General features: G+C 61.0%; 21 protein-coding genes and 3 pseudogenes. 10 read left to right on the plus strand and 14 right to left on the minus strand.

Going from position 1 to position 22,446, the window contains the following annotated elements:
* Window positions 1-12 precede the first annotated feature (12 nt).
* The 4 genes from NVV72_07975 (at window position 13) to NVV72_07990 (ending at window position 3,876) form a co-directional block, all read left to right on the plus strand.
* Window positions 13-645: a TetR/AcrR family transcriptional regulator gene (locus NVV72_07975; protein MCR6659272.1), complete on the plus strand. Its 633-nt coding sequence runs from the start codon at window positions 13-15 to the stop codon at window positions 643-645.
* A gap of 101 nt (window positions 646-746) precedes the next feature.
* Entirely contained in the window at window positions 747-1,289 is a 543-nt protein-coding gene (locus NVV72_07980) for a hemerythrin domain-containing protein (GenBank protein MCR6659273.1), read from the plus strand.
* 94 nt (window positions 1,290-1,383) lie between these two features.
* Complete coding sequence (locus NVV72_07985) at window positions 1,384-1,761, plus strand: aspartate 1-decarboxylase (GenBank protein MCR6659274.1); 378 nt, start codon at window positions 1,384-1,386, stop codon at window positions 1,759-1,761.
* Window positions 1,762-2,004: 243 nt separating this feature from the next.
* Complete coding sequence (locus tag NVV72_07990; protein ID MCR6659275.1) at window positions 2,005-3,876, plus strand: ribonucleoside-diphosphate reductase subunit alpha; 1,872 nt, start codon at window positions 2,005-2,007, stop codon at window positions 3,874-3,876.
* Window positions 3,877-4,040: 164 nt separating this feature from the next.
* Here NVV72_07990 and NVV72_07995 read toward each other — a convergent pair whose 3' ends face one another.
* The 11 genes and pseudogenes from NVV72_07995 to NVV72_08045 all read right to left on the minus strand — a co-directional run bounded on the left by NVV72_07995 (window position 4,041) and on the right by NVV72_08045 (window position 13,632).
* On the minus strand, window positions 4,041-5,063 hold the full coding sequence (locus tag NVV72_07995) for a type II secretion system F family protein (GenBank protein MCR6659276.1): 1,023 nt from the start codon (window positions 5,061-5,063) through the stop codon (window positions 4,041-4,043).
* Between the two features lie 13 nt (window positions 5,064-5,076).
* Entirely contained in the window at window positions 5,077-6,075 is a 999-nt protein-coding gene (locus tag NVV72_08000) for a type II secretion system F family protein (protein ID MCR6659277.1), read from the minus strand.
* Between the two features lie 3 nt (window positions 6,076-6,078).
* Window positions 6,079-7,635: a CpaF family protein gene (locus tag NVV72_08005; GenBank protein MCR6659278.1), complete on the minus strand. Its 1,557-nt coding sequence runs from the start codon at window positions 7,633-7,635 to the stop codon at window positions 6,079-6,081.
* Window positions 7,636-7,792: 157 nt separating this feature from the next.
* Window positions 7,793-8,855, minus strand: a pseudogene (locus tag NVV72_08010) (AAA family ATPase).
* A gap of 385 nt (window positions 8,856-9,240) precedes the next feature.
* The gene (locus NVV72_08015) at window positions 9,241-9,927 is read right to left on the minus strand and encodes a CpaD family pilus assembly protein (GenBank protein MCR6659279.1); all 687 of its coding nucleotides are present in this window, start codon (window positions 9,925-9,927) and stop codon (window positions 9,241-9,243) included.
* A gap of 9 nt (window positions 9,928-9,936) precedes the next feature.
* A complete protein-coding gene (locus tag NVV72_08020; protein MCR6659280.1) occupies window positions 9,937-10,464 on the minus strand; it encodes a hypothetical protein in 528 nt (175 codons plus the stop codon).
* Window positions 10,370-11,461: a pilus assembly protein N-terminal domain-containing protein gene (locus tag NVV72_08025; protein ID MCR6659281.1), complete on the minus strand. Its 1,092-nt coding sequence runs from the start codon at window positions 11,459-11,461 to the stop codon at window positions 10,370-10,372. The genes NVV72_08020 and NVV72_08025 overlap by 95 nt, the downstream gene beginning before the upstream one ends.
* Entirely contained in the window at window positions 11,458-12,402 is a 945-nt protein-coding gene (gene cpaB / locus NVV72_08030) for a Flp pilus assembly protein CpaB (GenBank protein ID MCR6659282.1), read from the minus strand. Before cpaB ends, NVV72_08025 begins: the two co-directional genes overlap by 4 nt.
* A 196-nt stretch (window positions 12,403-12,598) precedes the next feature.
* Window positions 12,599-13,117 (minus strand): prepilin peptidase, encoded by a 519-nt coding sequence (locus NVV72_08035; protein MCR6659283.1) that lies wholly within the window; start codon window positions 13,115-13,117, stop codon window positions 12,599-12,601.
* Window positions 13,118-13,218: 101 nt separating this feature from the next.
* A pseudogene (locus NVV72_08040) lies at window positions 13,219-13,356 on the minus strand (Flp family type IVb pilin).
* Between the two features lie 102 nt (window positions 13,357-13,458).
* A complete protein-coding gene (locus NVV72_08045) occupies window positions 13,459-13,632 on the minus strand; it encodes a Flp family type IVb pilin (GenBank protein ID MCR6659284.1) in 174 nt (57 codons plus the stop codon).
* Window positions 13,633-14,013: 381 nt separating this feature from the next.
* Here NVV72_08045 and NVV72_08050 point away from each other — a divergent pair, with 381 nt between their 5' ends.
* The 4 genes from NVV72_08050 to NVV72_08065 all read left to right on the plus strand — a co-directional run bounded on the left by NVV72_08050 (window position 14,014) and on the right by NVV72_08065 (window position 15,702).
* Window positions 14,014-14,469, plus strand: a complete 456-nt coding sequence (locus NVV72_08050; protein ID MCR6659285.1) for a pilus assembly protein N-terminal domain-containing protein — start codon at window positions 14,014-14,016, stop codon at window positions 14,467-14,469.
* Between the two features lie 106 nt (window positions 14,470-14,575).
* On the plus strand, window positions 14,576-15,115 hold the full coding sequence (locus tag NVV72_08055) for a pilus assembly protein (GenBank protein MCR6659286.1): 540 nt from the start codon (window positions 14,576-14,578) through the stop codon (window positions 15,113-15,115).
* 1 nt (window position 15,116) lies between these two features.
* A complete protein-coding gene (locus tag NVV72_08060; GenBank protein MCR6659287.1) occupies window positions 15,117-15,518 on the plus strand; it encodes a pilus assembly protein in 402 nt (133 codons plus the stop codon).
* Entirely contained in the window at window positions 15,472-15,702 is a 231-nt protein-coding gene (locus NVV72_08065) for a hypothetical protein (protein ID MCR6659288.1), read from the plus strand. The genes NVV72_08060 and NVV72_08065 overlap by 47 nt, the downstream gene beginning before the upstream one ends.
* Here NVV72_08065 and NVV72_08070 read toward each other — a convergent pair.
* The 3 genes and pseudogenes from NVV72_08070 to bioB all read right to left on the minus strand — a co-directional run bounded on the left by NVV72_08070 (window position 15,699) and on the right by bioB (window position 19,781).
* Window positions 15,699-17,084 (minus strand): anthranilate synthase component I family protein, encoded by a 1,386-nt coding sequence (locus tag NVV72_08070; protein ID MCR6659289.1) that lies wholly within the window; start codon window positions 17,082-17,084, stop codon window positions 15,699-15,701. The two genes, NVV72_08065 and NVV72_08070, sit on opposite strands and share 4 nt — an antisense overlap.
* 176 nt (window positions 17,085-17,260) lie before the next feature.
* A pseudogene (locus tag NVV72_08075) lies at window positions 17,261-18,763 on the minus strand (AMP nucleosidase).
* 34 nt (window positions 18,764-18,797) lie between these two features.
* Complete coding sequence (gene bioB / locus NVV72_08080) at window positions 18,798-19,781, minus strand: biotin synthase BioB (GenBank protein ID MCR6659290.1); 984 nt, start codon at window positions 19,779-19,781, stop codon at window positions 18,798-18,800.
* An 89-nt stretch (window positions 19,782-19,870) separates the two neighbouring features.
* Here bioB and NVV72_08085 point away from each other — a divergent pair, with 89 nt between their 5' ends.
* On the plus strand, window positions 19,871-20,722 hold the full coding sequence (locus NVV72_08085) for an aspartyl protease family protein (GenBank protein MCR6659291.1): 852 nt from the start codon (window positions 19,871-19,873) through the stop codon (window positions 20,720-20,722).
* A gap of 80 nt (window positions 20,723-20,802) precedes the next feature.
* Complete coding sequence (ahcY, locus tag NVV72_08090; protein MCR6659292.1) at window positions 20,803-22,194, plus strand: adenosylhomocysteinase; 1,392 nt, start codon at window positions 20,803-20,805, stop codon at window positions 22,192-22,194.
* The last annotated feature ends 252 nt before the right edge of the window (window positions 22,195-22,446 follow it).

The following is a 22,446-nucleotide window of genomic DNA, read 5'->3' on the forward strand; positions in this document are numbered from 1 at the left end:
AAGACTACGCAGATGCGGGATAAGGATGGCGGCGCCAAGGACACGCCGAAATCGCGTCGCACGCGCATTCAGATTCTGGAAACGGCCATGCGTCTCTTTGCCGAGCTGGGTTATGACCGCGCCGGCAATGCCGCCATCGCAGAAGCCTGCGGCCTGACGCGCGGCGCCATGCTCTATCATTTCCCGACGCGCGAAGACCTGGTCGAAGCGGCTGCCTGGCATATCCATGCCGCGCGCGAAGCCGCGTTCGAAGCCGAGGCCAAGAAGCTGAAACCCGGACAGGACGCGCTAGATGGCGCCATCGACGCCTATTGGCGCCTGCTCGATTCCGTGCCCTTTGCCGCCTTCCTGGCGCTGGAGCGCGCCGGTCGGCAGGATGCCGATGTTGCCAAGGCCATCAAGCCGGCCCAGGAAGCCTTCGATAACGCCGCCATGGGCCGCGCCACGCCGGGCTTCATCATGGCCGGCAATGATGCCCGCTTCCAGGCCAGCCGCGACCTGGCCCGCTTTGCCCTCGACGGGATGCACCGCGCCGCCCTGACCTATGAAAACGAGGCGCGGATCGAGAATGTGCTGACCGTGATCAAGCGCGCGATCCACATGCTCAACCGCAAGGGCGATGTCACCGATCTGTGGGGCGAATAGTCCGCACCGGAAAATTATAATCGGCGTTCATATGCCCCACCGCTTTCCAATTCATGAAGGCGTAGGGTCCGGACTTCACCATATATTGGGAGCCAGACACCATGAGCACAACCGACGCCATTACCCTGCTGAAAGCCGATCACCGCGCGGTCAAGGACCTGTTCGATCAATTCAAAGAGGCCGAGACCAAACGCGAAAAGGCGAAACTCGCCACCCAGGCCATGACCGAGTTGAAGATTCACACCCAGATCGAGGAGGAACTCTTCTATCCGGCCGTGCGCAAGGCGCTGAACAAGGCCATCGGCAAGGCAGAGGCGACCAGCCTGATGGATGAAGCCGATGAGGAACATCATGTCGCCAAGCTGCTGATCGCCGAACTGGGCACCATGAAGGCCTCCGACGATCACTGGGAAGCCAAGTTCACTGTCCTGTCCGAAAACGTCCTGCACCATGTGAAGGAAGAGGAAGGCGAGATGTTCCCGCAGGCGCGCAAGCTGGATATCGATTATAACGCCCTGGGCGCCGAAATGGCGGCGCGCAAGGAAGAACTTAAGGCGGAAGGCGTCCCCACCTTTGCCGAGCAGACCCTGATCGCCGAATACGGCATTGCCGATTCCCCGGCTGAAATGACGCGTATGCACTGACGATGATTATACGCGCCCCGACCCCGAGGGCCTTGACCCATTGGGTTCGGGGCGCGCATAAGCGCGGCAGTCCTGTCACTGCCGAGTGTTTACCATGCGTCACGTCCTGCGTTCCAAGATCCACAACGCCTATGTCACCGAAGCCAACCTCGCCTATATCGGCTCCATCACCATAGATGAAGCCCTGATGGAGGCAGCCGGTCTGTGGGAAGGGGAGCGCGTGCTGGTGGTGTCCAATACCTCCGGTCACCGGCTGGAGACCTATGTCATCCGTGGAGAGCGCGATTCCGGCGTCATCGCCATGAACGGGGCAGCGGCGCACCTGATCAATGAGTCGGAACAGATCATCATCATGGGGTTCGAACTGACGAATGAGCCGATTATCCCCAATGTCGTGCTCGTCGACCGGCACAATAAACTTGACCGCTATCTCTCCGAAACGCCCGCCACGATTCTTACACAGGAATCGTGATTGAGGCGAAAAAAGTGTTAAGCCTTCGCAAGCCCTTGAGCGGTATGGAAAAAGCCGAAATTTAACCCTTCATTAACGAAAAAGTTCGCCAAAACATCGACTTGATCCTTGACGAAAACTCTGGCCTATGGCCCCTTATATAGACGGGCGGGCCGACGCAGACACTAGATATAGTTGTTAACGTCTCCCATATGGGTAGCTCCGGGTCCGGAGCGATTTCGAGATTTCAAGGGTAGAGTGACAATGTCAGCGAACGAAGCAGTCAAGCGTGAAACAGTGGCCGCCGGTAAGGTTAACATGGCTGTCCGCCCGAAGGAGCGCGCCGAGTTCAAGCTGGTCACCAAGGTTGTCACCGATCCGTCGCGCGACGCCCTGCTGACCGACTTCGGCAAGACCACGCTCGATGATCGCTACCTGATGCCGGGCGAAACCTATCAGGACATGTTCGCCCGCGTCGCCACCACCTATGCCGATGATGCCGACCACGCCCAGCGCATCTATGACTATATTTCGCGTCTGTGGTTCATGCCCGCCACGCCGGTGCTCTCCAACGGGGGCGCCAAGCGCGGCCTGCCGATCTCCTGCTTCCTCAACGCCGTGCCGGATAACCTCGAAGGCATCGTTTCGGTCTGGAACGAAAACGTCGCCCTCGCTTCGAACGGCGGCGGCATCGGCACCTATTGGGGCGGCGTCCGCTCCATCGGTGAAAAGGTCAAGGGCGCCGGCCAGACCTCCGGCATCATCCCCTTCATCCGCGTCATGGATTCGCTGACCCTGGCCATCAGCCAAGGTTCCCTGCGCCGTGGATCGGCCGCCGTCTATATCGACGTCTTCCACCCGGAAATCGAGGAATTCCTCGAAATCCGCAAGGCATCGGGCGATTTCAACCGCAAATCGCTGAACCTGCACCACGGCATCGGCATCACAGATGAATTCATGGAAGCCGTGCGTGACGGCGCCCAGTTCGGCCTGCGCTCACCCAAGAACAACGAAATCGTCCGCTTTATAGATGCCCGTTCGCTGTGGCAGAAGATCCTGGAAATCCGCCTGCAGACGGGCGAGCCCTACCTGATCTTCTCCGATACCGTGAACCGCGCCATGCCGGCGCACCAGCGTGAACTGGGGCTGAAGGTCCGCCAATCAAACCTGTGCTCGGAAATCATGCTGCATACCGGCATCGACCACAAGGGCCGCGACCGCACCGCCGTCTGCTGCCTGTCGTCGGTCAATGCCGAGACCTTCCTGGAATGGCGCGACCAGCCGGGCTTTGTCGAAGACATCATGCGCTTCCTCGACAACGTGCTGGAAGACTTCATCCAGTGCGCGCCGTCATCGATGGATAACGCCGTCTATTCCGCCATGCGCGAACGCTCGGTCGGCCTCGGCCTGATGGGCTTCCATTCCTTCCTGCAAAGCCGGGGCGTGGCCTTTGAATCGGCCATGGCCAAGTCGTGGAACATGCGCCTGTTCAAACACCTGCGCCGCGAAGCCGACAAGGCGTCGGTCAAGCTGGCCGAAGAGCGCGGCGCCTGCATGGACGCCGAGGAACGCGGCGTCATGGAGCGATTCTCGCACAAGCTGGCCATCGCCCCCACCGCCTCGATCTCGATCATCTGCGGCGGCACCTCGGCCGGTATCGAGCCGATCCCGGCCAATATCTATACCCACAAGACGTTGTCCGGTTCCTTCGCCGTCAAGAATCCGTATCTGGTGAAGCTGCTGGAAGAAAAGGGACTGAATACCACGGACGTGTGGAATTCGATCGTCGAGCACGAAGGATCTGTGTCGCATCTGGATGAGTTGTCGCCGGATGAAAAGGACGTCTTCAAGACTGCCTTCGAAATCGACCAGCGCTGGGTGGTCGAACTGGCTGCCGACCGCACGCCGGAAATCTGCCAGTCGCAGTCGCTGAATATCTTCCTGCCGGGCGATGTCGACAAGTGGGATCTGCACATGCTGCACTGGACGGCGTGGGAGCAGGGCGTCAAGTCGCTCTATTATCTGCGCTCCAAGTCGGTCCAGCGCGCCTCGCACGCCGGCAGCGACACCAAGGAAGCCGTCGAAAAGATGGACACGCCGAAGACGGACTATGAAGAATGCCTGGCCTGCCAGTAAGATGAAAGACACAGGGGCACAGCCCCTGCACCCATAAGTTATTCGCGTATGGGCAGGCTTAATACCAAATAAAAAGGGCCTCTTTAGGGGGCCCTTTTTATTTGGTTATATAATTCATCCAAACTCAAATAGCTTGCGGGGTGTGGGGCCTGTGGCCCCACGTCTTACTTCTTCTGCTCAGCCGCCGGGCGGTCGCCGATCATCGGCGCGGCGTGATCCTTCTTCTGCATGTCAGTGATGCGCAGGACGACAGGGCCCAGAATGACCAGGAACAGTACCGGCAGGAAGAAGACGATCATCGGCACGGTAAGCTGGGCCGGCAGGGCCGCTGCTTTTTTCTCGGCTGCTGAAAGGCGCAGTTCGCGGTTTTCCTTGGCCATGACGCGCAGGGCGGTGCCAAGCGGGGTGCCGTATTTTTCAGCCTGGACCATGGCGGTGCAGACGGCCTTGATGCCGGGGTGGTTGGTGCGTTTGGACAGCCCCTCATACGCCATCCGGCGTTCCGGCAGGTAGGAGAGCTCAGCCACCAGCAGGGACAGTTCCTCGGCCAGTTCGATGGAGGACGGCCCCATTTCGGCGGCGACCTTTTGCAGGGCGGTTTCGATCGACATGCCGGCCTCGACGGAAATCAGCAGCAGGTCGAGCAGATCGGGAAACGCCTGCATGATCGAGGTCCGGCGCTTGGTGGCCAGGTTCTTGATGTAGATATTCGGCGCGTAATAGCCGATGACGAAGGCGCCGACCGTGATCAGCAGCTTGATCTGTACCGGATAGTGACCGATATCGATCACGAACATTTCGAAGGCGGCGATGGCGCCCAGAACGAACGGCATGGCGAAGCGGAAGAAGTAAAAGGTCGAAACCGGCTTGGGACCGCGAAAACCGGCCGTGGCCAGGTTATCGACCACCTTCGGGTCTTCCAGCAGGGTCTTGAGGTTCAGCTTCTCAACCAGCGCACGATACGGACTGGTATCGGTATGGCGCAGGCTGGAGCCTTCCTTCACGGTCTGGCGCGAGAGGCGACGCAGTTCGTCGCGGCGGGTAGCCACGGACTTCATGCGCTTGTCGAGCTGGTCGCCCGAGGTCAGGCTCTGGCCGAGCGTCAGCAGGCTGAAAAAGGCGAGGACGGCGACGAAACCGAAGACCAGGTTGCCCGGCGTCATGATAAAGGCGGCGAAATCGGTCATGTGCTTGCCCGCCCTAGAATTTGAAGTTGATCATCTTGCGCATCATCATGATGCCCATGAACATCCAGGTCGCGCCGCCCAGCAGCATCAGTTGCCCGCGGGTATCGGTAAACATCGGCGCGATATATTCCGGACGCACGATCGAAATCATGATGCCGACGCCCGGCGGCAGCACGCCGATGATAGAGGCTGAGGCAATGGCTTCGGAGGAGAGCGCCTTGATCTTTTCACGCATCATCTTGCGGGCGCGCAGCACGGCCGACAGGTTGCCGAGCGCTTCGGACAGGTTACCACCCGTCTTGGCCTGGATGGCGATAACGATGGTGAAGAAGCGCAGTTCCGGTGCGGGAATATGCTCGCTCATCTTTTCAAGCGCGCCGTCAAGCGACATGCCGACGCCGACATTTTCGACCAGGCGCTGGAATTCCGGTCCGAGCGGCGCGCTGCATTCCTTGGCCACCAGTTTCAGGCCGTCATTGACCGGCAGGCCGGACTTGATGCCGCGGGTGATGATATCCATGGCGTTGGGAAATTCTTCGGTGAATTTCTTGATGCGCCGCGCCGCCATCATGCCGAGCACCCAGCGCGGCAGACCATAGCAGGCGGCGAAGGCGGCGCCGCAGGCGATCAGCAGGCGCACCAGGAAGGGCATGTGCCCCAGGGCCAGCAGCGGAATGACAAACACCACGGCGCCGAGGATGCCGCTGTAAAGCCAGAACTTGGTGATATCCGGGGTGACGCCGGCGTGCAGCATCCGCGCGCGCAGGGTCAGGCGCGCCTTGCGCTCGCGCTTGTCGGCTTCCTTAAGCTGCTCGGTGATCTGCCGGCGGCGCTCTTCGGGCGTCTTGGCCTGGGCCTTCTGGCGCTGCTTGGTACGGGTATTGCTGCCGAGACCGATGGTCTGGGTGCGTTTGGTCAGGGCCGCCGAACCCCCGCCCCCGCCGGTGAAGGCGAAGCCGAGGCTGGCGATGATGACGAAGCCCAGAAAGGCGATCAGGATGGTCATGAGCATGGATTATTCACTCGCATCCAAAGCTTCGGCCAGTTCGCGCTCAAGGCCGTAATATTTGGCGCGGTCCCAGAAGCGCGGGCGGCCGATGCCGGTGGAGCGGTGGCGGCCAATGATCTTGCCTTGCTTGTCCTCGCCCTCGATTTCGTAGACGAACAGGTCCTGGGTAACGATGACATCGCCTTCCAGACCCAGCACCTCGGTGATATGGGTGATGCGGCGCGAACCGTCGCGCAGGCGGGCGGCACGGACGATGACATCGATCGAGCCGACGATCATCTCGCGGATGGTGCGCGAGGGCAGGCCGTAGCCGCCCATGGTGATCATGGATTCAAGACGCGACACGGCTTCGCGCGGGGAGTTGGCGTGCAGCGTGCCCATCGAGCCGTCGTGGCCGGTATTCATGGCCTGGAGCAGGTCGAAGGCTTCCGGGCCGCGGACTTCGCCGACGATGATGCGTTCGGGGCGCATACGCAGACAGTTTTTGACCAGGTCACGCATGGTGATCGTGCCCTGGCCTTCGAGATTGGGCGGGCGCGTTTCCAGACGCACCACATGCGGCTGCTGGAGCTGGAGTTCGGCGGCGTCTTCGCAGGTGATGACGCGTTCGGTCGGATCGATGAAGGCGGTCAGGGTATTGAGCAGGGTGGTCTTGCCGGAGCCCGTACCGCCGGAGATCAGGACGTTGCAGCGCGAGGCGCCGATCACGCCGAGCACGCGCGCCCCTTCCGGGCTGATGGAGGCAAACTCCACCAGGTTGCGCATGGTCAGCTTGTCCTTCTTAAACTTCCGGATGGTCAGCGTCGGGCCATCGAGCGCCAGCGGCGGCGCGATGACGTTGACGCGGGAACCATCAGGCAGGCGGGCGTCACACACCGGCGAACTTTCATCGACGCGACGACCGACCTGGCTGACGATGCGCTGGCAGATGTTCATCAGTTGCTGGTTGTCGCGGAAGCGCACATTGGTGAGCTGCACCTTGCCGCCGACTTCGATAAAGACGCGCGTGGCGCCATTGACCATGATATCGGCGATATCGTCGCGCGCCAGAAGCGGCTCCAGCGGGCCGTAGCCCAGAACGTCATTGATGATGTCCTGGACAAGATTGTCCTGCTCGGCCACAGACATCGACACATTCTTGATCGCCACCAGTTCGGCGACGATATCGCGGATTTCCTCGGAGGCTGCCTTGTGATCGAGCGAGGCGAGCTGGCTTAAGTCAATGGTATTGAGCAGGGCGTTGAAGATCGCCGTCTTCGTGGCGTGGTAATAGTCCGACTGCTCACGGACGATTTCGGTAACCGCCTGCGCCTGGTGCATCTGCTCCAGGCCCTTGCTCAGTTTGTTGGGGGCGAGCTTCGGCTTGGCGGCCGCCGCGGCGCCACTATCGGCGCCAACACGTTTTTCCTGACTGAGTTCGGGCAGGGCGGCGCGCGGCGCGCCCGTGTTCTGGGCAGGTGTTTTGGCGTCGAGGGTTTGCGGACGTGTGGCGATATCCGACCGGGCCGAGGCGGGCGGCGGGGCCGCACTCAGGGCCTGGGCGCGCAGATCTCCAGCGGCGATGGGCCGGATCTGGCCGCATCCGCGAGGGCGCGCGTGCCAGCCCCTTGAGCCCCTTCGGTCGGACGTTTACCAAACACGTTCAGAACCTCACTTCTTAAACAGATTGCCCGAGGAAGGAGGACGATTTCTTGGCTTTCGGTTCCGGATTGCGGCCAGTGATGCGGGCCGTCAGTTGCGCCATGGCATCGGCCACCTTGCCGGCGGGCGCGACCTCGCTCAGCATCTGGCCGTTGTTCGAGGCCTGGCCGAACAGCTTGGCGTCGAAGGGGATCAGGGCGCAGGGCTCGATGCCGAGCGCGGCGGTGAAATCCTTGACCGGAATTTCCGGACGGCCCGGCATCTCGGTCTGGTTCAGCACCAGTTTCGGCGCGGAGTCATTGGGGCGCGAATGCTTGAGCAGGTCGATGATGTTCTTGGCGTTGCGCAAGCTCGCCGAGGTCCGGCGTGGCCACGATGACAACCTCGTCGGCGGCGATCAGGTTCGCCTTCAGCCACGGCGACCACAGGTGCGGCAGGTCCATGACGATATAGGGCGCAGCCGAGCGCACCTTGCGCGTCACCTCATCATACGCGTCTTGGTCGGCGGTATAATCCTGGTCGAGGGCGGCCGGCGCCGAGAACAGCGACAGGCGGTCGGTGCATTTGGCCAGCATCCGGTCGAGCAGCACGGAATCGAGGCGATCCGGTTCGTTCAGCGCCTCGGCCATGCCCTGCAGCGGATCCTGATTGAAATCGAGGCCGGCGGTGCCGAACGGCAGGTCGTAATCGACGATGACCGTGTTCGACTGCATCTGTTCGCTGAGGTTGTAGGCGAAATTGTGGGCGATGGAGGAAGAACCAGCGCCGCCGCGCGCGCCGACAAAGGCGATGGTGCGGCCGACGAAGGGCGTTTCCGGATCGTTGAACAGGGTGGCGATCGACTTGATCAGTTGCATCGGCTGGACCGGTGCTACCAGGTAATCGCTGACGCCCTGGCGGATCAGTTCGCGGTAAAGGGAAATGTCGTTGTGCGCACCGATGACCACCACCTTGGTATTGGCGTCGCACACCTCGGCAAGCTGACCAAGCTGATCGAGCAGGTCGCGGCCGCGCGCGGCGCTTTCGACGAAGATCAGCGAGGGGGTGGGCTCGTTGCGGTAGGTTTCGATCGCCTCGGCCATGCCGCCGCGCCGGACCAGAGACTGGGCGCGTGTCATGCGGCGGTCGAGCGCGGCCGCGTCACAGGCCGCGACCGAGGCTTCATTATCCGGGAAGAAGTGGATGGCGATGCGCGGAATGGAAATCGCGCCGATATCCTCGTCATCATGACCGAAATGCAGGCCGGCCGGTTCGCGCAGGCTCAAAGGGGCAGCCGATCCGGAGGCCGGGGCCGCGAATGCCTGCCGCTGCAAGTCGGCGGGGAGCGCTTCCGGCTCGTCGTCGAACGCGTCGGCAAACGGATCGCGCGCCGGGGTTTCCGCCGCATACGGCGCCGCGTAGCTGTCCACGGCATAGTCGTCCTCGGCATCAAGCCCGGCCTTGTAGTCGACGAACTCATCGTCCAGGTCATCAAGACTGTCGAAGGGGTCATTATGTTTGGCGGGGTTTGCCATGATCTGCCTTGCTCTACTTGATCGCGTTGGAAATGGCGCCCGTGGCGTTGTCATCCTTCGCCGAAGACGTGACATCGCCCTTGCGGTATTTGTCGAACACCACGGAACGGCGTCCCATGTCCGCCGATGTGGCGGCCCTCGGTGTCTGCAGGTCGCGCGGATCGGCGATCTGGGCCGCCAGGTTGGAAGAGACGGCGCAGCCGAAGTTCTGGTAAGGCGTATTGTTGCGCGTGGCCGCCAGGTTTTCCCAGGTCTGGCCGCAGGCATAGGTGCGGGCGCGGTAATCGACGATATTGACCGTGACGATATCGGCGGGCTGACCGGCCTGGCTCAGTTGCGACAGGCTGGTTGCGGCGACATCGTGATCTACCAGATAGTCGCCGACCGTGCGGCCCGCGGCGATGGCGGCCGGATCGCCGCTGGTGATGATTTCGACGTTTACCGGCGCGCCGGAGGTCCAGCCTGCCTTTTGGGCGATCTGGTCGAGCGCCGTGCGCTGGTTGCCCGACAGGCTGTTCGGGTTGATGCGCAGGTTGATGGTTTTTGTCATCGTCTGGGCCTGGAGCGGATATTGCTCGGTGGGCGTCGGCGCCGTCAGGGCCATGCTGCCCGCCGTGCCGGAATCGGTGGCGCAGCCGGCCAGGGAAAGAGCCGTGAGCAGGGCGGTGGTTAAGGCCAAAGGACGTAAAAGATGTGTCATGCCTGTGTCCTATTCAATCACGTAGCCGACGGGCGCCTGATAAGGCTCGGCGGCGGCCTGTCCGGAAGCGGCGGCGGCCGGTTTGATGATCTTGTTGAGCGTGCCCATGAAGGTGGCGCTCATGTCGCCGGCGGCCTGGAGGTTGTCGGCCGGGGTCTGCATGGCGTCGGGATTGGTGGGGTCGACGATATAGGGCGTGACCAGCACGACCATTTCGGTCTCGTCATTGAGGAAGTCACGCGAGCGGAACAGCGAGCCCAGGACCGGCAGGGAGGTCATGCCCGGCAGGGAATCGAGGCTTTCCTTGAATTTCGACTGCAACAGGCCGGCGATCATCAGCGATGAGCCGGACTGCATCTCGACCGTGGTTTCGGCGCGGCGGACGCTGAGCGCCGGGATTGTGACGCCGCCTGTCACGGTAAAGGCGCCAGTATTGGTCAGTTCAGAGACCTCGGTCGACATCTTGAGCGAGATGCGGCCGCCCGAAAGCACGACCGGCGTGAAGCCGAGGCCGACGCCAAAGGGCTTGAACTCGATTGTGACCCGGCCCTGGTCGTCTTCGCCGGTCGGCACCGGGAATTCGCCGCCGGCCGAGGAACTTGGCCGACTCGCCGGAAACCGCCGTCAGGTTGGGTTCAGCCAGGGTGCGGGCCAGGCCGGCATGTTCAAACGCTTCAAGGCAGGCATCGCTGCTGGTGCCGTTGGCCAGCTTGCCGGCATTGGTAACCGTGGTGGTCGTGCCGCCGTTCGTGGTTGTGGTGGTCGTGGAGCCGTCAAAGGTCGCGGTCTTGGCCTGGCCATAACAAAGGCCCTTGCCACCCTGATAGCTGCCATTGGCGCCGTAGGTATTGGGACGGCCAAACGAATAGGATTTGGTGCCGTCATTATAGGTGATGGAACTGGACAGCCCCAGTTGCTTGATCGACGAACGGTTGACCTCGACAATGCGCACCTTGAGCGTCACCTGGTCCTTGCCGGCGATGGTCATCAGGTTGAGCACATTATCGGGAGAGCCGGCGAAGCTGGCGGCCAGACGGCCGATCTGGTCGGATTCGCCGGCATCGTGCGCGATACCGGACAAGACGACATGGCCATTGACGCTCTGGACCTCGACATGGGTGCCGGGGAAGAGGCGCTGGACGGCATCGGCCAGGCCGTCAGTCGGGGCATCGACGATGATCGACAGGTTGAGGATCTGGCGGCCCATGCCGTCGAAGAAGATGGCGTCGGACTGGCCATTGGCCACGCCCAGCACGAAGATGCGGCGCGGTGTGCGCAGCACGGCATCGGCGACGGCGGGATTGGAGACGAAGACATCGCTGGCATCGACCGGCAGGTCGATGACCGCCGACCGGCCCTTGGACAGGTTCAGAACCTGAGTCTTGACCGACGCGGTTTGCGTATGGACCTGAAGGCCGCCGGCGGATGCGTAGGTGCGCGGCTCCGCTGAAACGGATGCCGCGCCAAGGAAACACACCAGAACCGCGGCGCTCAGGCCCGCTTTTGTGGCAAGGGGACGGGTGAGAGAAATCATCGTGACACCATTACCTCTGTGGTCTGGTCGGGTCGGAAGACGCGCACCGATTTGTCGCCGGCGCCGGTGGGCGCAGCGGCCACCGCGCCGGACGGACCGGCCGCATCGGCATAGGAACGCAGCATCAGGGACAGGGTGCCGGATGCCTTGGCCAGGGTAACGACCTGACCGTCAGAGGGCGATACTTCGAGCGTGGCAGTAGCGCCGATAACGCTCTGCTTGCCTTCTTCGACATTGACTTGCTGATCGATGGCCAGCACGCGGATATTGCGCAGGACCGGCTGGACCGAATCGATCGTGCCGCCGCCTGTCGTGCGCGGCGTCTGGTGGGTGACGAGGATATCGACACGGTCGCCGGGCAGGATGAAGCCGCCGGCGGTATTATCGACGCTCACCGGTACGGCCAGGGCGCGCATACCGGGGCTGAGCATGACGGCCATGTAGCCGCCTTCGTCGGCGCGGACGATCTTGGCGTCGATGATCGGTTCATTAGCGAGAATGGCTTCGCGCGTCACGCCGCCGACATAGGCTTCCTTGGTGGGAGACGGGGCCACCTTGTCGGCGACCGCCTGGACCAGCTCGCTGGCGGGCTTCTTGACGGCGACGGGGCCATCCTTAGGGTCGCCCTTCTTTGCCGTTGCGTCTTCGCTGCCGGCGGCCGGAGCCGCGGCGGCGGGCGCGCCGCCATCGACAATGTAGGCGGGATTGAGGGTATTGACCGGCCAGTCCTGCCAATTGAGATCGGCTTCGGTGATACGGGCACCGGCGGGCAGATCGCGGGCGGCGACAAGCACACGGACGGTCGGTTGCGCCGGCGGCGCCTGGACGGAGGCTTCGGCCTTGTGCGATCCGCTGCCGGCCATCATGCCGCGCACCAGAAAGGCCAGGATCAGCGCCGCGATGGCCGCGAGACCGATAACGGCGTAGCGTGACGTCTTCATTGACCCCATATCCCCTGAGAAAATCTGACTCTGAGAAAATCCGGCAATCCGCGTCATGCGGGCCAAATCATCTGCGAAATTGAACTTAAGGAATCTTCGCTTAAGGTTAGTTAACGTTCACCTAAAGAAAGTATGCGGACGCATAATTCTTTAGATTCATGGAGATTTCCGGATTTTGGCATCCGGTGCCGCAAACCTAGAGCGCCGGCAGGGGCAGCAGGCCGCTCATGAAATCGCTCTGCCACAGGGCGGCGATGCCGCCGACGCAGATGGCGATGCCATAGGGAATACCACCCTTCGGCTCCAGATGCTGGCCGAGCCAGTGCGGCAGTTTGGGAGCATAAAGCGAGAAGAACTGGCGCAGGGCCAGCAGGCCCAGGGTCAGGACTCCGCCGAAGATCGCTGTATAGAGAAGCAGGGCCACAAAGCCATGAAGGCCAAGCCACAAAGAAGCGGCCGCGATCAGCTTGGCGTCGCCGCCACCCATGAAACGCAGGGCGAAAAGCGTCATGCCGAGCACCAGTCCGGCGAGGCCGAGGCCGAGATGGATGCCCCAGCCGGCGAGGCTGAGATGGGCCAGCAGGCCGACCGGCACGAAAAGAACCGCCAGGCCAAGGGTCAGGCGGTTGGGAATGGTCATGGTGGTGAGGTCAGACACTGCGGCCCAGAACAGCGCGATCGGATACAGACAGGCCAGCAGTATAGTTATCGACACGGACAATACCTCGAACGGGATGAGTGGCCGTGTGTAAGTAGCAGCTCCGGGTTAAGCAGTGCTTATCAGCCGGGGTTTGTCGCGCCGCCGACGGCGGTCCCGATCTTGTTATACATGACCCCCGTGGCCTCGGTATAGTGATGTATGGCCGTGACGATGGCAACAAAGATCAGGCCGGCGATCAGGCCGTATTCGATTGCTGTTGCACCACTTTCATCCGCCAGGAATTGCTTGAACATCTGCCTGCACCTGCAAGTATAGGGGCCAAAAAGAACGGGCCGCAGACAGTGTTTCGTCTGCGGCCCGAATACTTTCAGTCCGTCAGGACTAAGCTTTTAGGCTTAGGCCGCCGGCGTAACGGCCGTCTGGATCTTCGTGAAGGTCAGGCCGAGGTTGGAGCCAACAGCACCCAGAACGGTGATCAGGGCGACGGCGATCAGAGCGGCGATCAGGCCATACTCGATGGCGGTGGCGCCGGATTCGTCCTTGGCAAAGCGATTGAAGAACTTGGTCATGTGATTTCTCCTGGATAATTTTAAAGCAAGTGAACCATTTTCGTATCGGGTACCGAGTAAACGGCTCATTTGCCCCCGAACACGAGATCAAATTAGCAAGCCATGATTAAAGTGAAGTAAACAATCAAATGAAAATAAAATTATTCTATAGTTAATCTGTAGTTACTATTAAAATGAATTAACCTTAATTTGATTTAACGATATTTATCATTGTATTAATGCGTATTTTTTCGCGTTAATATTGCGTTTAGCAAATTTAAACAAATCTTATTTAGCCTGTTTCCTAACGCGGACCTTACGCATGATCCTTATAAAGACACTCAAAGGACCGAAACGGTTTCGGCGACCTGCGAAACACGAGCCATTTGGATAATGAAACACATGAATATCAAATCGACTGGCGTGATGGCCTTTGTGCTCGCCGCCGCTTTCATTTCTTCAGGCATCGCTTCGAGTGCTTCCGCTGCCCAGCGCCTGGTGGTTGAGAAAAACCATTCGGCGCGCATATCGCTGAATGGCGCGGCGGGCTCGGTCATTGTCGCCAATCCGGATATCGCCGATGTCAATGTCGTCGATTCCCGCACGGTATATATTGTCGGCAAGGGCTTCGGTAATTCCAGCGTCATCATTACCGACCAGATGGGCCGTCCGCTGTTCGATGGCGAGGTGGTGGTCACCGCCTCGCAAAAGGGGGCCATCACCGTTTACAAGGGCCTGACCCCCTCCTTGATGGTCTGCTCGACGATCTGCACCTCGGAAGAAGGCGGCAGCAGCAATGCCGGCGCCAGTTCGCCGGTCGCGCTCGGCACGCCCGTGGCAGCGGGTGTTACGCCTTAAGCCCTGTGTCCATCCCCAGTGACAATTGTAAACCGGTTTTAACGGACTATTGACCGAGACCCTGTAATCTGGCCGCGACTTTGACAACAGGGGCGCGAAAACCATCATGCGAGCCAGGCTTGCGGACCTTCATCGGGCCATTGGGGGCCTGAAAGACACGCGCGGTTCCACCGCGGTGGAATTCGCCCTTGTGGCCGGTCCATTGATCTTCCTGATTTGCGCCTGCGCCGAACTGGCGCTGATCTTCCTGGTATCGGTCACGCTCGATAACGCCACGGACAGGGCGTCGCGGGATATTCGCACCGGCCTGACCACCAATGCCAATACCAGTGTTGAGCAGTTCAAGCAGAAGATCTGCGACAAGATGGGCTGGCTCGGCGGCAACTGCATCAGCAGCCTTCAGGTCGATGTCCAGACCTACAGCAGTTTCGCCGACCTGTCGAATGCGCCCCCGCCGATCGAGGATGGCAAGTTCAAGGCATCCAGCTTCAACTTCAATATCGGTCCGGGCTCCAGAATCCAGATGGTGCGCGTCTATTACGAGTGGCCGCTGATTACGCCCCTGCTCGATGGCGCCCTGTCCAAGCTGGGCAATAACGATGCGGTTGTCACCGCCAAAGCCGTTTTCAGAAACGAGCCGTTTTAACATGATCTCCCTGCGCCGCCTCAACCGCCTCGTCACGCTGAAAGCCTTTGGCAAACGTTTTGCCGGCGATGGACGTGGCGTCTCCGCCATTGAATTCGCACTGGTCGCCCCGGTTCTGATCTTGCTTTATCTCGGCATGGCCGAACTGACGCTCGGCATGATGGCTGCGCGCCGCGTCTCGCATCTGGCCGCCACGGTGGGCGACCTGGCGGCGCAGTCGCAGACACTGACGCCGACCAATATCACCGATCTGTGGGCGATCGGCGCCAATATGCTGGATCCTTTCCCGACAAGCGGCACCTCTCTGAGAATCCGCCTGACATCGGTGACGATGCAAAGCACGAAAAAAGGCGACGGTGGACTGGAGCGAGCCTTCCAACTGGACCAAGCACACGGACAGTGACAAGGCGATCACGGATATTACGACCGATCAGATTGCGGTCGGCGAAAGCCTGATCCTGACCGAGGTGGAATATGATTACGATTCACCCATCGGCAATTTCTTCAAGACGGGCACCGTCTTCAAGGACACCTTCATGCACCATCCGCGCAATGGCTCGGAAGTCACCTGCCCGTTGTGCCCCTAACCCTCCAAAACCGATCTGATCAGGGATAGCTTGGTTTCGGTCTCCAAGCGCTCGGCTATCGGGTCGCTGTCGGCCACGATGCCGCCGCCAGCCGCCGCGCGAAAATGCCAGCCGGCCTCATCTTTTTCCAGCGCCAGGGTGCGGATCAGTACGTTTGAGTCCATGGCGCCGCCGGCATCGATGAAGAACAGCGACCCGCAATAGGGGCCGCGCGCCGCTTCCATTTCACAGATCACCTTCATGGCCTGCACCTTGGGCGCACCGGAGATCGAGCCGGGCGGGAAGGTGGCGGTGAGCACATCGGCAGAGGTCTTGCCGGCCCGGAGTTGTGCCGTGACGGTCGAGACGAGATGGTGGACATTGGGATAGGATTCCAGTGCATTCAGCGCCGTGACCCTAACACTGCCGACCTCCGCCACCTTGGAAAGATCATGGCGCATCAGGTCGACGATCATCAGGTTTTCGGCGCGGTCTTTCGCGCTGGCGGAAAGCTCGGCGGCCTGGGCGCTGTCCTCGTCCGGTGTCCGGCCGCGTGGCCGGGTGCCCTTGATCGGGCGGGTTTCCAGGTGGCCCTGAGCATCCAAAGAGATGAAGCGTTCCGGACTGTTGGACAGGACCGCCCGATCGCCGAGGGTCAGGAAGCCGCCGAAAGGCGCCGGCCCGCGGTTATGCAGCGCCGCTATCAACCGGCCGGGGCTGGCGCCTGGTTGCAGCCGACCGCTCCAGCCGCGCGCCAGATTGGCCTGGAACAGGTCGCCGGCGTGGATCTGCCGCACCAGCGCCGCCACCTTGTCCTCGTGGACCTCATCCGGTGTTTCAAGGTCGAGCGGTCTTTCGGTAAATGGTCTATCTTGCGGATCGGTAACGGGGGTTGCGGCATAAAGCGCCGCCAGGGCGTCGCGTGAGGCTTCAGCCTCGGCCAGTGTGGCGCCGCGTCCGATAGCGGTCAGGGTGCGCTCGTGATGATCAAAGGCCAGAACCGCCGGATAGCACAGCATGACCAGTTCAGGCCACGGCTGGCGGCCTTCGATGCGGAAGGGTCGGCGCTTCATGCCCTCCAGCCGCAGGCCCAGCTCGAACGCGGCCATGCCGACCAGTCCGCCGGAAAAGGGCGGCAGATCACTCCGGTGGTGATCGGCCGTGATGGGGGCGGTCGCTTCGCGCAGAAAATCAGCCGTTTCGCGCGGATCGTCATAGGCGAGATGCGATTCCGCGATGGGTTGCGCCAGCAGGTAGCTATACCGGCCGCGTGCGCCGCCATCGGACAGGAAGCCGGCCGCAAAGGCGTGGTCCAGCCAGCCTTCCAGCCGTGTGCCCACCGCCTCGTAAGGCAGTTTTTTTTGCGCAGCAATAGCGAGAGAGATGGCCGAAAACGGCAACATTCACAGCAACTTGATTCGATAGTGAGGGCCAAAAGGCTCACAATGATATCAGGATGTAGCCCCTGTCGACAAGCCCGCGTCAGATGACGCCCGCCCGCACCGGTTATATCCTATGGATGGAGGTCCATTGATCTGACTGGAGCGGTTTGCCTTAACAGCAACCCGCTCCTTTTGTATTAGCGGAACGGCGGCTCGTCGAAGGCCCTGAGCTTGCGGCTGTGAAGCTTCGGGCCGAAGTCGCGCAATATGCCGACCGTCTCAATGCCGATCCGGATATGTTCGGCGATGGCGCGTTCATAGAAATGATTGGCCTGGCCCGGCAGTTTCAGTTCACCATGCAGCGGCTTGTCGGAGACGCACAGGAGCGTGCCGTAAGGGACGCGGAAGCGATAACCCTGCGCTGCCAGGGTCGCCGACTCCATATCGATGGCGATGGCACGCGACTGCGAAAACCGGCGGGCGGAAAGCGAATATTTCAGTTCCCAGTTGCGATCATCGGTGGTGACGACCGTGCCGGTGCGCAGGCGCTTTTTCAGCTCTTCGCCATCCTGGCCGGTGACGCGCACCGCCGCCTGATGGAAGGCCTGCTGCACTTCGGCGATCGGTGGAATGGGAATCTCGATCGGCAGCACGTCGTCCATCACATGGTCATCGCGCAGGTAAGCGTGGGCCAGCACATAGTCGCCGATGCTTTGCGAAGCGCGCAGGCCGCCGCAATGGCCGATCATCAGCCAGGCGTGGGGTCGCATGACGGCGAGGTGGTCGGTGATGTTCTTGGCATTGGACGGGCCGACGCCGATATTGACCAGCGAAATGCCCTGCCGGCCGTGCGCCATCAGGTGATAGGCCGGCATCTGGTGCTTGCGCCACGGGGAGCTAGCGATCAGGGCCTCCGGATCGGGCGTATCCTTCGTGATAGTGAAGTTGCCGCAGCAGGACAACGCGGTGTACGGACTATCCGGCTTTTTGAGCTGTTCCAGCGCGTAGGCGACGAAGACATCGACATAGCGGTTATAATTGGTCAGCAGGATATAGCCCTGGGTATGTTCGGCCGGGGTGCCGGTATAATGCTTCAGGCGCGCAATGGAAAAATCGCTGCGCAGGCCATCGAATAACACCAGGGGATGATGGCCTTCGGCATCGATAAACGAAATACCATCGGCCACTTCATTGCCGATCAGGGCCAGTTCGGTGGCCGGGAAATGACGGGAGAGGTCTATGGCCGAGACGCTGTTGAGGTCAAGCCCGGCGCCATCGAGCACATACGGATAGGGGATTTCCTGGTCGGACAGCGATACGGTGCATTCGGCGCCATAGTCACGGATCAGCAGATCGAGTTGTTCCTCGATATAGTCGCCGAAAATATCAGGCCGCGTGATCGAGGAGGAATAGGTGCCGGGGCGCGAAAAGCGGGCATAGGCGCGATTGACCTCCGGGTGGCGGTTGGCGAGCACCAAGGCCTCGTCCTCGTCATCCAGCACGCCTTTCCAGACGATGGCCAGCTTGGGATAGCAGTAGCGCCCGGCATCGCGCAGCGGGCGCGAGGGTTTCTGGCGGGTGGCGAGATAGGCTTGCAGATCAGTCTGGAGCGCGGCCACGGCTTCATCATAGATCTGGCGGAGCTGGCGGACGATTTCGGCGGCGGAGGTGTTGGGAGCCGTTCTTTTCTTTTCTTTTTCATGCCGTTAGCATAGCACGCAGAACGTCAATTTTCTATGACAACGTGTTCGCCATCGGCCTCAGTCCCAGTTCGCGCAACAGATGGGCGTCGGTGCCGGGTTGCGGATTGGGCGTGGTCAGGAGGGTGTCGCCGATAAAGATCGAGTTGGCGCCGGCCATAAAACACAGCGCCTGTAACTCTTCGCTCATTTCATTGCGGCCGGCCGAAAGGCGCACCATCGATTTCGGACAGAGGATGCGTGCCACGGCAATGGTGCGGACAAATTCGATGCCGGAAATGCCGCCGTCAGCGCCGACCTTATCACCAAGCGGCGTGCCGGAAATGACGACCAGATTATTGATCGGGATCAGATCCGGGTGATGGGGCAGGGTGGCCAACTGATGCAGGAACGACACCCGATCGGCGCGCACCTCGCCCATGCCCATAATGCCGCCACAGCAGGTCTTCATGCCGACATCGGAGACGGCTTGCAGCGTGTCCAGCCGTTCCTGATAGGTGCGGGTGGTGACGACGCTGTCGTAATATTCCGGCGAGGTATCGAGGTTGTGGTTGTAGTAGTCGAGGCCGGCGTCTTTCAGCGCCTGCGCCTGATCGGGCGTAATCATGCCGAGCGTCGCGCAGGTTTCCAGTCCCATCGCCTTGACCCCGCCGATCATGGCGGCCAGCGCCGGCACGTCACGGTCCTTCAGATCGCGCCAGGCGGCGCCCATGCAGAAACGCTGCGCCCCGCCCTCTTTCGCGGCCCGCGCTTCGGAGAGCACCTTTTCAACCGCCATCAGCTTGCCGGCTTTCAGGCCGGTATCAAAATGCGCCGATTGCGAACAGTAGCCGCAGTTTTCCGCGCATCCGCCGGTTTTTACGGAAAGCAGTTGCGACAGCTGCACTTCCGATGGATCAAAGCTCTGGCGATGCACCGTGGCCGCCTGGAAGACCAGTTCCATGAACGGCAGGTCGAACAGGGCGGCGATCTCGTCGTTAGACCAATCGTGGCGGAGTGTAAAAGCGGCTGCGTTCATCATCAAATCCTTAGCTTTGCGCCTTGATTAGTCCAAATGCGCCATTTCGGCACCCAAATTCTGCTCATTTCGGGCGATAATCTGTGGCCATGATTATAGACCGCCGCCAGATGATGACTGCCTTTACGGCCCTGGGCTTTACCGCTTCCATGGCTCGCGCGGAAGCCATGGGCTTTGATCTGTGCCTGACTAATGAGGGCCTGATTATGCCGGTCATGGTGGGCGGCCAATTCTTGCAGGGTATTCTCGATTGCGGCGCCAGCGCCACCCTGATGGATGCCGGGGTTGCCGAAAATCTCGGTCTGGCCGCTATTAGCGAACGGCGTGGACAAGCGGTTTACGGCCAGATTACCGCGGGTGAAAGTGCGCCGGTACATATCCGTGCGGGTGATGCGGCCTACACGGCGCCGGTCATGATCCTGCCGATGCGGCAGGCCGGTTTGACCTCGGATATGCTGATCGGACGCGATATCCTGTCGTCCTTTCCGCTCGATCTTGATGGCCCGGCTCAGCGCGCCAGTTTCCGACGCCAGCGCCCCGCCGCCGGCATGAGGCCAATTCCTTTATCGCGCAGCCCGAAAGGCGCTCTGGTGGTGGATATCCAACTGGAGGGCCTGCCGGTCCGCGCCAGTCTCGATACCGGCGCCAATACCGCGCTGATCCTGCGAAGGCATTGGGCGAAGCGGAACGGCCTGCTGGACGGTCGCCAGCAATCCACGGCCCTGGGCGGCGATATCAACGGCTTGCGCACGCTCACCCTGAGCCCGATCCGCGATATCCATATCGGCGGCGTGGTTTTCCATGATCTCTCCGCCGAGATTTCCGATAATGTGCTGGAACACGATGTCACGGTCGGCCTCGATGTTCTCAGGCGCCTGCATACCTACTGGGATGTGCCGGCCGGAAGGCTGTGGCTGGCACCGACTTCCGACACCATATAAAGATATCTTTATATGTTTATTGCCAATTCGCTGCCGGATCGTTATAAGCCGTCTCATATCTCTTGAAACGGAATCTGATCATGGCCGACTATATTGTAAAAGACCTCTCGCTCGCCGCCTTTGGCCGCAAGGAAATCGACATCGCCGAGGGCGAAATGCCGGGCCTGATGGCCACGCGCGAGGAGTTCGGTAAGGACAAGCCGCTGAAGGGCGCGCGCATCGCCGGTTCGCTGCACATGACGATCCAGACCGCCGTGCTGATTGAAACCCTGCAGGCCCTGGGCGCCGAAGTGCGCTGGGCGTCGTGCAACATCTTCTCGACCCAGGACCATGCCGCCGCCGCCATCGCCGCCGCCGGCACGCCTGTCTTCGCCATCAAGGGCGAAACCCTGGAAGAATACTGGGACTACGCCCACAAGATCTTCGAATGGCATGACGGCGGCTATCCGAACCTGATCCTCGATGACGGCGGCGACGCCACGCTTCTCTGCGTTTTGGGCCCGAAGGCCGAGCAAAACCCGGCCCTGCTCGATAATCCGCAGAACGAGGAAGAAGAAGCGCTCTACACCGTGATGAAGCGCTACCTCAAGGAAAAGCCCGGCTTCTATTCGGCCATCCGCGACGCCATCAAGGGTGTCTCCGAAGAAACCACCACGGGCGTTCACCGCCTCTACGCCATGGCGCAGAAGGGCGACCTGCCTTTCCCGGCGATCAATGTCAACGACTCGGTGACCAAGTCGAAGTTCGACAACCTCTATGGTTGCCGAGAATCCTTGGTCGATGCCATCCGCCGCGCCACCGATGTCATGCTGGCCGGCAAGGTCGCGGTCGTGCTGGGCTATGGAGATGTCGGCAAGGGCTCCGCAGCCAGCCTGCGCAACGGCGGCGCCCGCGTCATCGTGACCGAAGTCGATCCGATCTGTGCCCTGCAGGCGGCCATGGAAGGCTATGAAGTCCGCACGGTCGAGGAAGTGGCCTCAAGCGCGGATATCTTCGTCACCTGCACCGGCAACAAGGACGTGCTGCGCCTGGAGCACATGCGCGAGATGAAGCACAACGCCATCGTCTGCAACATCGGCCACTTCGACTCGGAAATCCAGATCGCGGCCCTGCGCAATTTCAAGTGGGACGAGATCAAGCCGCAGGTCCACCACGTCGAATTCCCGGACGGCAAGAAGATCATCGTCCTCTCCGAAGGCCGCCTGGTCAATCTGGGCAATGCCACGGGCCACCCGTCCTTCGTCATGTCGGCCTCGTTCACCAACCAGACCCTGGCGCAGATCGAACTATGGGTGAACGGCAAGACCTATGACAAGTCGGTCTACACCCTGCCCAAGCACCTCGATGAAAAGGTGGCCCTGCTGCACCTGGCCAAGCTCGGTGCGAAACTGACCGTCCTGAACCAGGAACAGGCCGACTATATCGGTGTTCCGGTCGATGGCCCGTTCAAACCGGATCATTACCGCTACTAAGCCCGCATAGACCGGTGCAAAGGTGAAATGCCTTTGCACCGGCGAATTGGGTGCCCTGCCGGCGTAATGACGATCAAAAGCCCGTCATCGTAAAAATTTTACTTGTTCGCTTGCGGCTGCACATTGCGCAAAGCGGTACCCGTTTCGCGGTCTCGTGGTTTCCCAGCTTCTCGATTTTCTTGATGGCTGTTAATTTTCACCGAGAACTGACCCAGTATTTTCACCTAGAACTGACCCGCCTAAAAGGTATAA

It is taken from the genome of Asticcacaulis sp. (genome assembly GCA_024707255.1).
Classification (GTDB): Bacteria; Pseudomonadota; Alphaproteobacteria; order Caulobacterales; family Caulobacteraceae; genus Asticcacaulis.

Coding starts and splice junctions, on each gene's coding strand:
- NVV72_07975 (MCR6659272.1), top strand. CDS start 13: ATGCGGGATAAGGATGGCGGCGCCAAGGACACGCCGAAATCGCGTCGC.
- NVV72_07980 (MCR6659273.1), top strand. CDS start 747: ATGAGCACAACCGACGCCATTACCCTGCTGAAAGCCGATCACCGCGCG.
- NVV72_07985 (MCR6659274.1), top strand. CDS start 1,384: ATGCGTCACGTCCTGCGTTCCAAGATCCACAACGCCTATGTCACCGAA.
- NVV72_07990 (MCR6659275.1), top strand. CDS start 2,005: ATGTCAGCGAACGAAGCAGTCAAGCGTGAAACAGTGGCCGCCGGTAAG.
- NVV72_07995 (MCR6659276.1), bottom strand. CDS start 5,063: ATGACCGATTTCGCCGCCTTTATCATGACGCCGGGCAACCTGGTCTTC.
- NVV72_08000 (MCR6659277.1), bottom strand. CDS start 6,075: ATGCTCATGACCATCCTGATCGCCTTTCTGGGCTTCGTCATCATCGCC.
- NVV72_08015 (MCR6659279.1), bottom strand. CDS start 9,927: ATGACACATCTTTTACGTCCTTTGGCCTTAACCACCGCCCTGCTCACG.
- NVV72_08025 (MCR6659281.1), bottom strand. CDS start 11,461: ATGATTTCTCTCACCCGTCCCCTTGCCACAAAAGCGGGCCTGAGCGCC.
- cpaB (MCR6659282.1), bottom strand. CDS start 12,402: ATGAAGACGTCACGCTACGCCGTTATCGGTCTCGCGGCCATCGCGGCG.
- NVV72_08045 (MCR6659284.1), bottom strand. CDS start 13,632: ATGACCAAGTTCTTCAATCGCTTTGCCAAGGACGAATCCGGCGCCACC.
- NVV72_08050 (MCR6659285.1), top strand. CDS start 14,014: ATGAATATCAAATCGACTGGCGTGATGGCCTTTGTGCTCGCCGCCGCT.
- NVV72_08055 (MCR6659286.1), top strand. CDS start 14,576: ATGCGAGCCAGGCTTGCGGACCTTCATCGGGCCATTGGGGGCCTGAAA.
- NVV72_08060 (MCR6659287.1), top strand. CDS start 15,117: ATGATCTCCCTGCGCCGCCTCAACCGCCTCGTCACGCTGAAAGCCTTT.
- NVV72_08070 (MCR6659289.1), bottom strand. CDS start 17,084: ATGTTGCCGTTTTCGGCCATCTCTCTCGCTATTGCTGCGCAAAAAAAA.
- bioB (MCR6659290.1), bottom strand. CDS start 19,781: ATGAACGCAGCCGCTTTTACACTCCGCCACGATTGGTCTAACGACGAG.
- NVV72_08085 (MCR6659291.1), top strand. CDS start 19,871: ATGATTATAGACCGCCGCCAGATGATGACTGCCTTTACGGCCCTGGGC.
- ahcY (MCR6659292.1), top strand. CDS start 20,803: ATGGCCGACTATATTGTAAAAGACCTCTCGCTCGCCGCCTTTGGCCGC.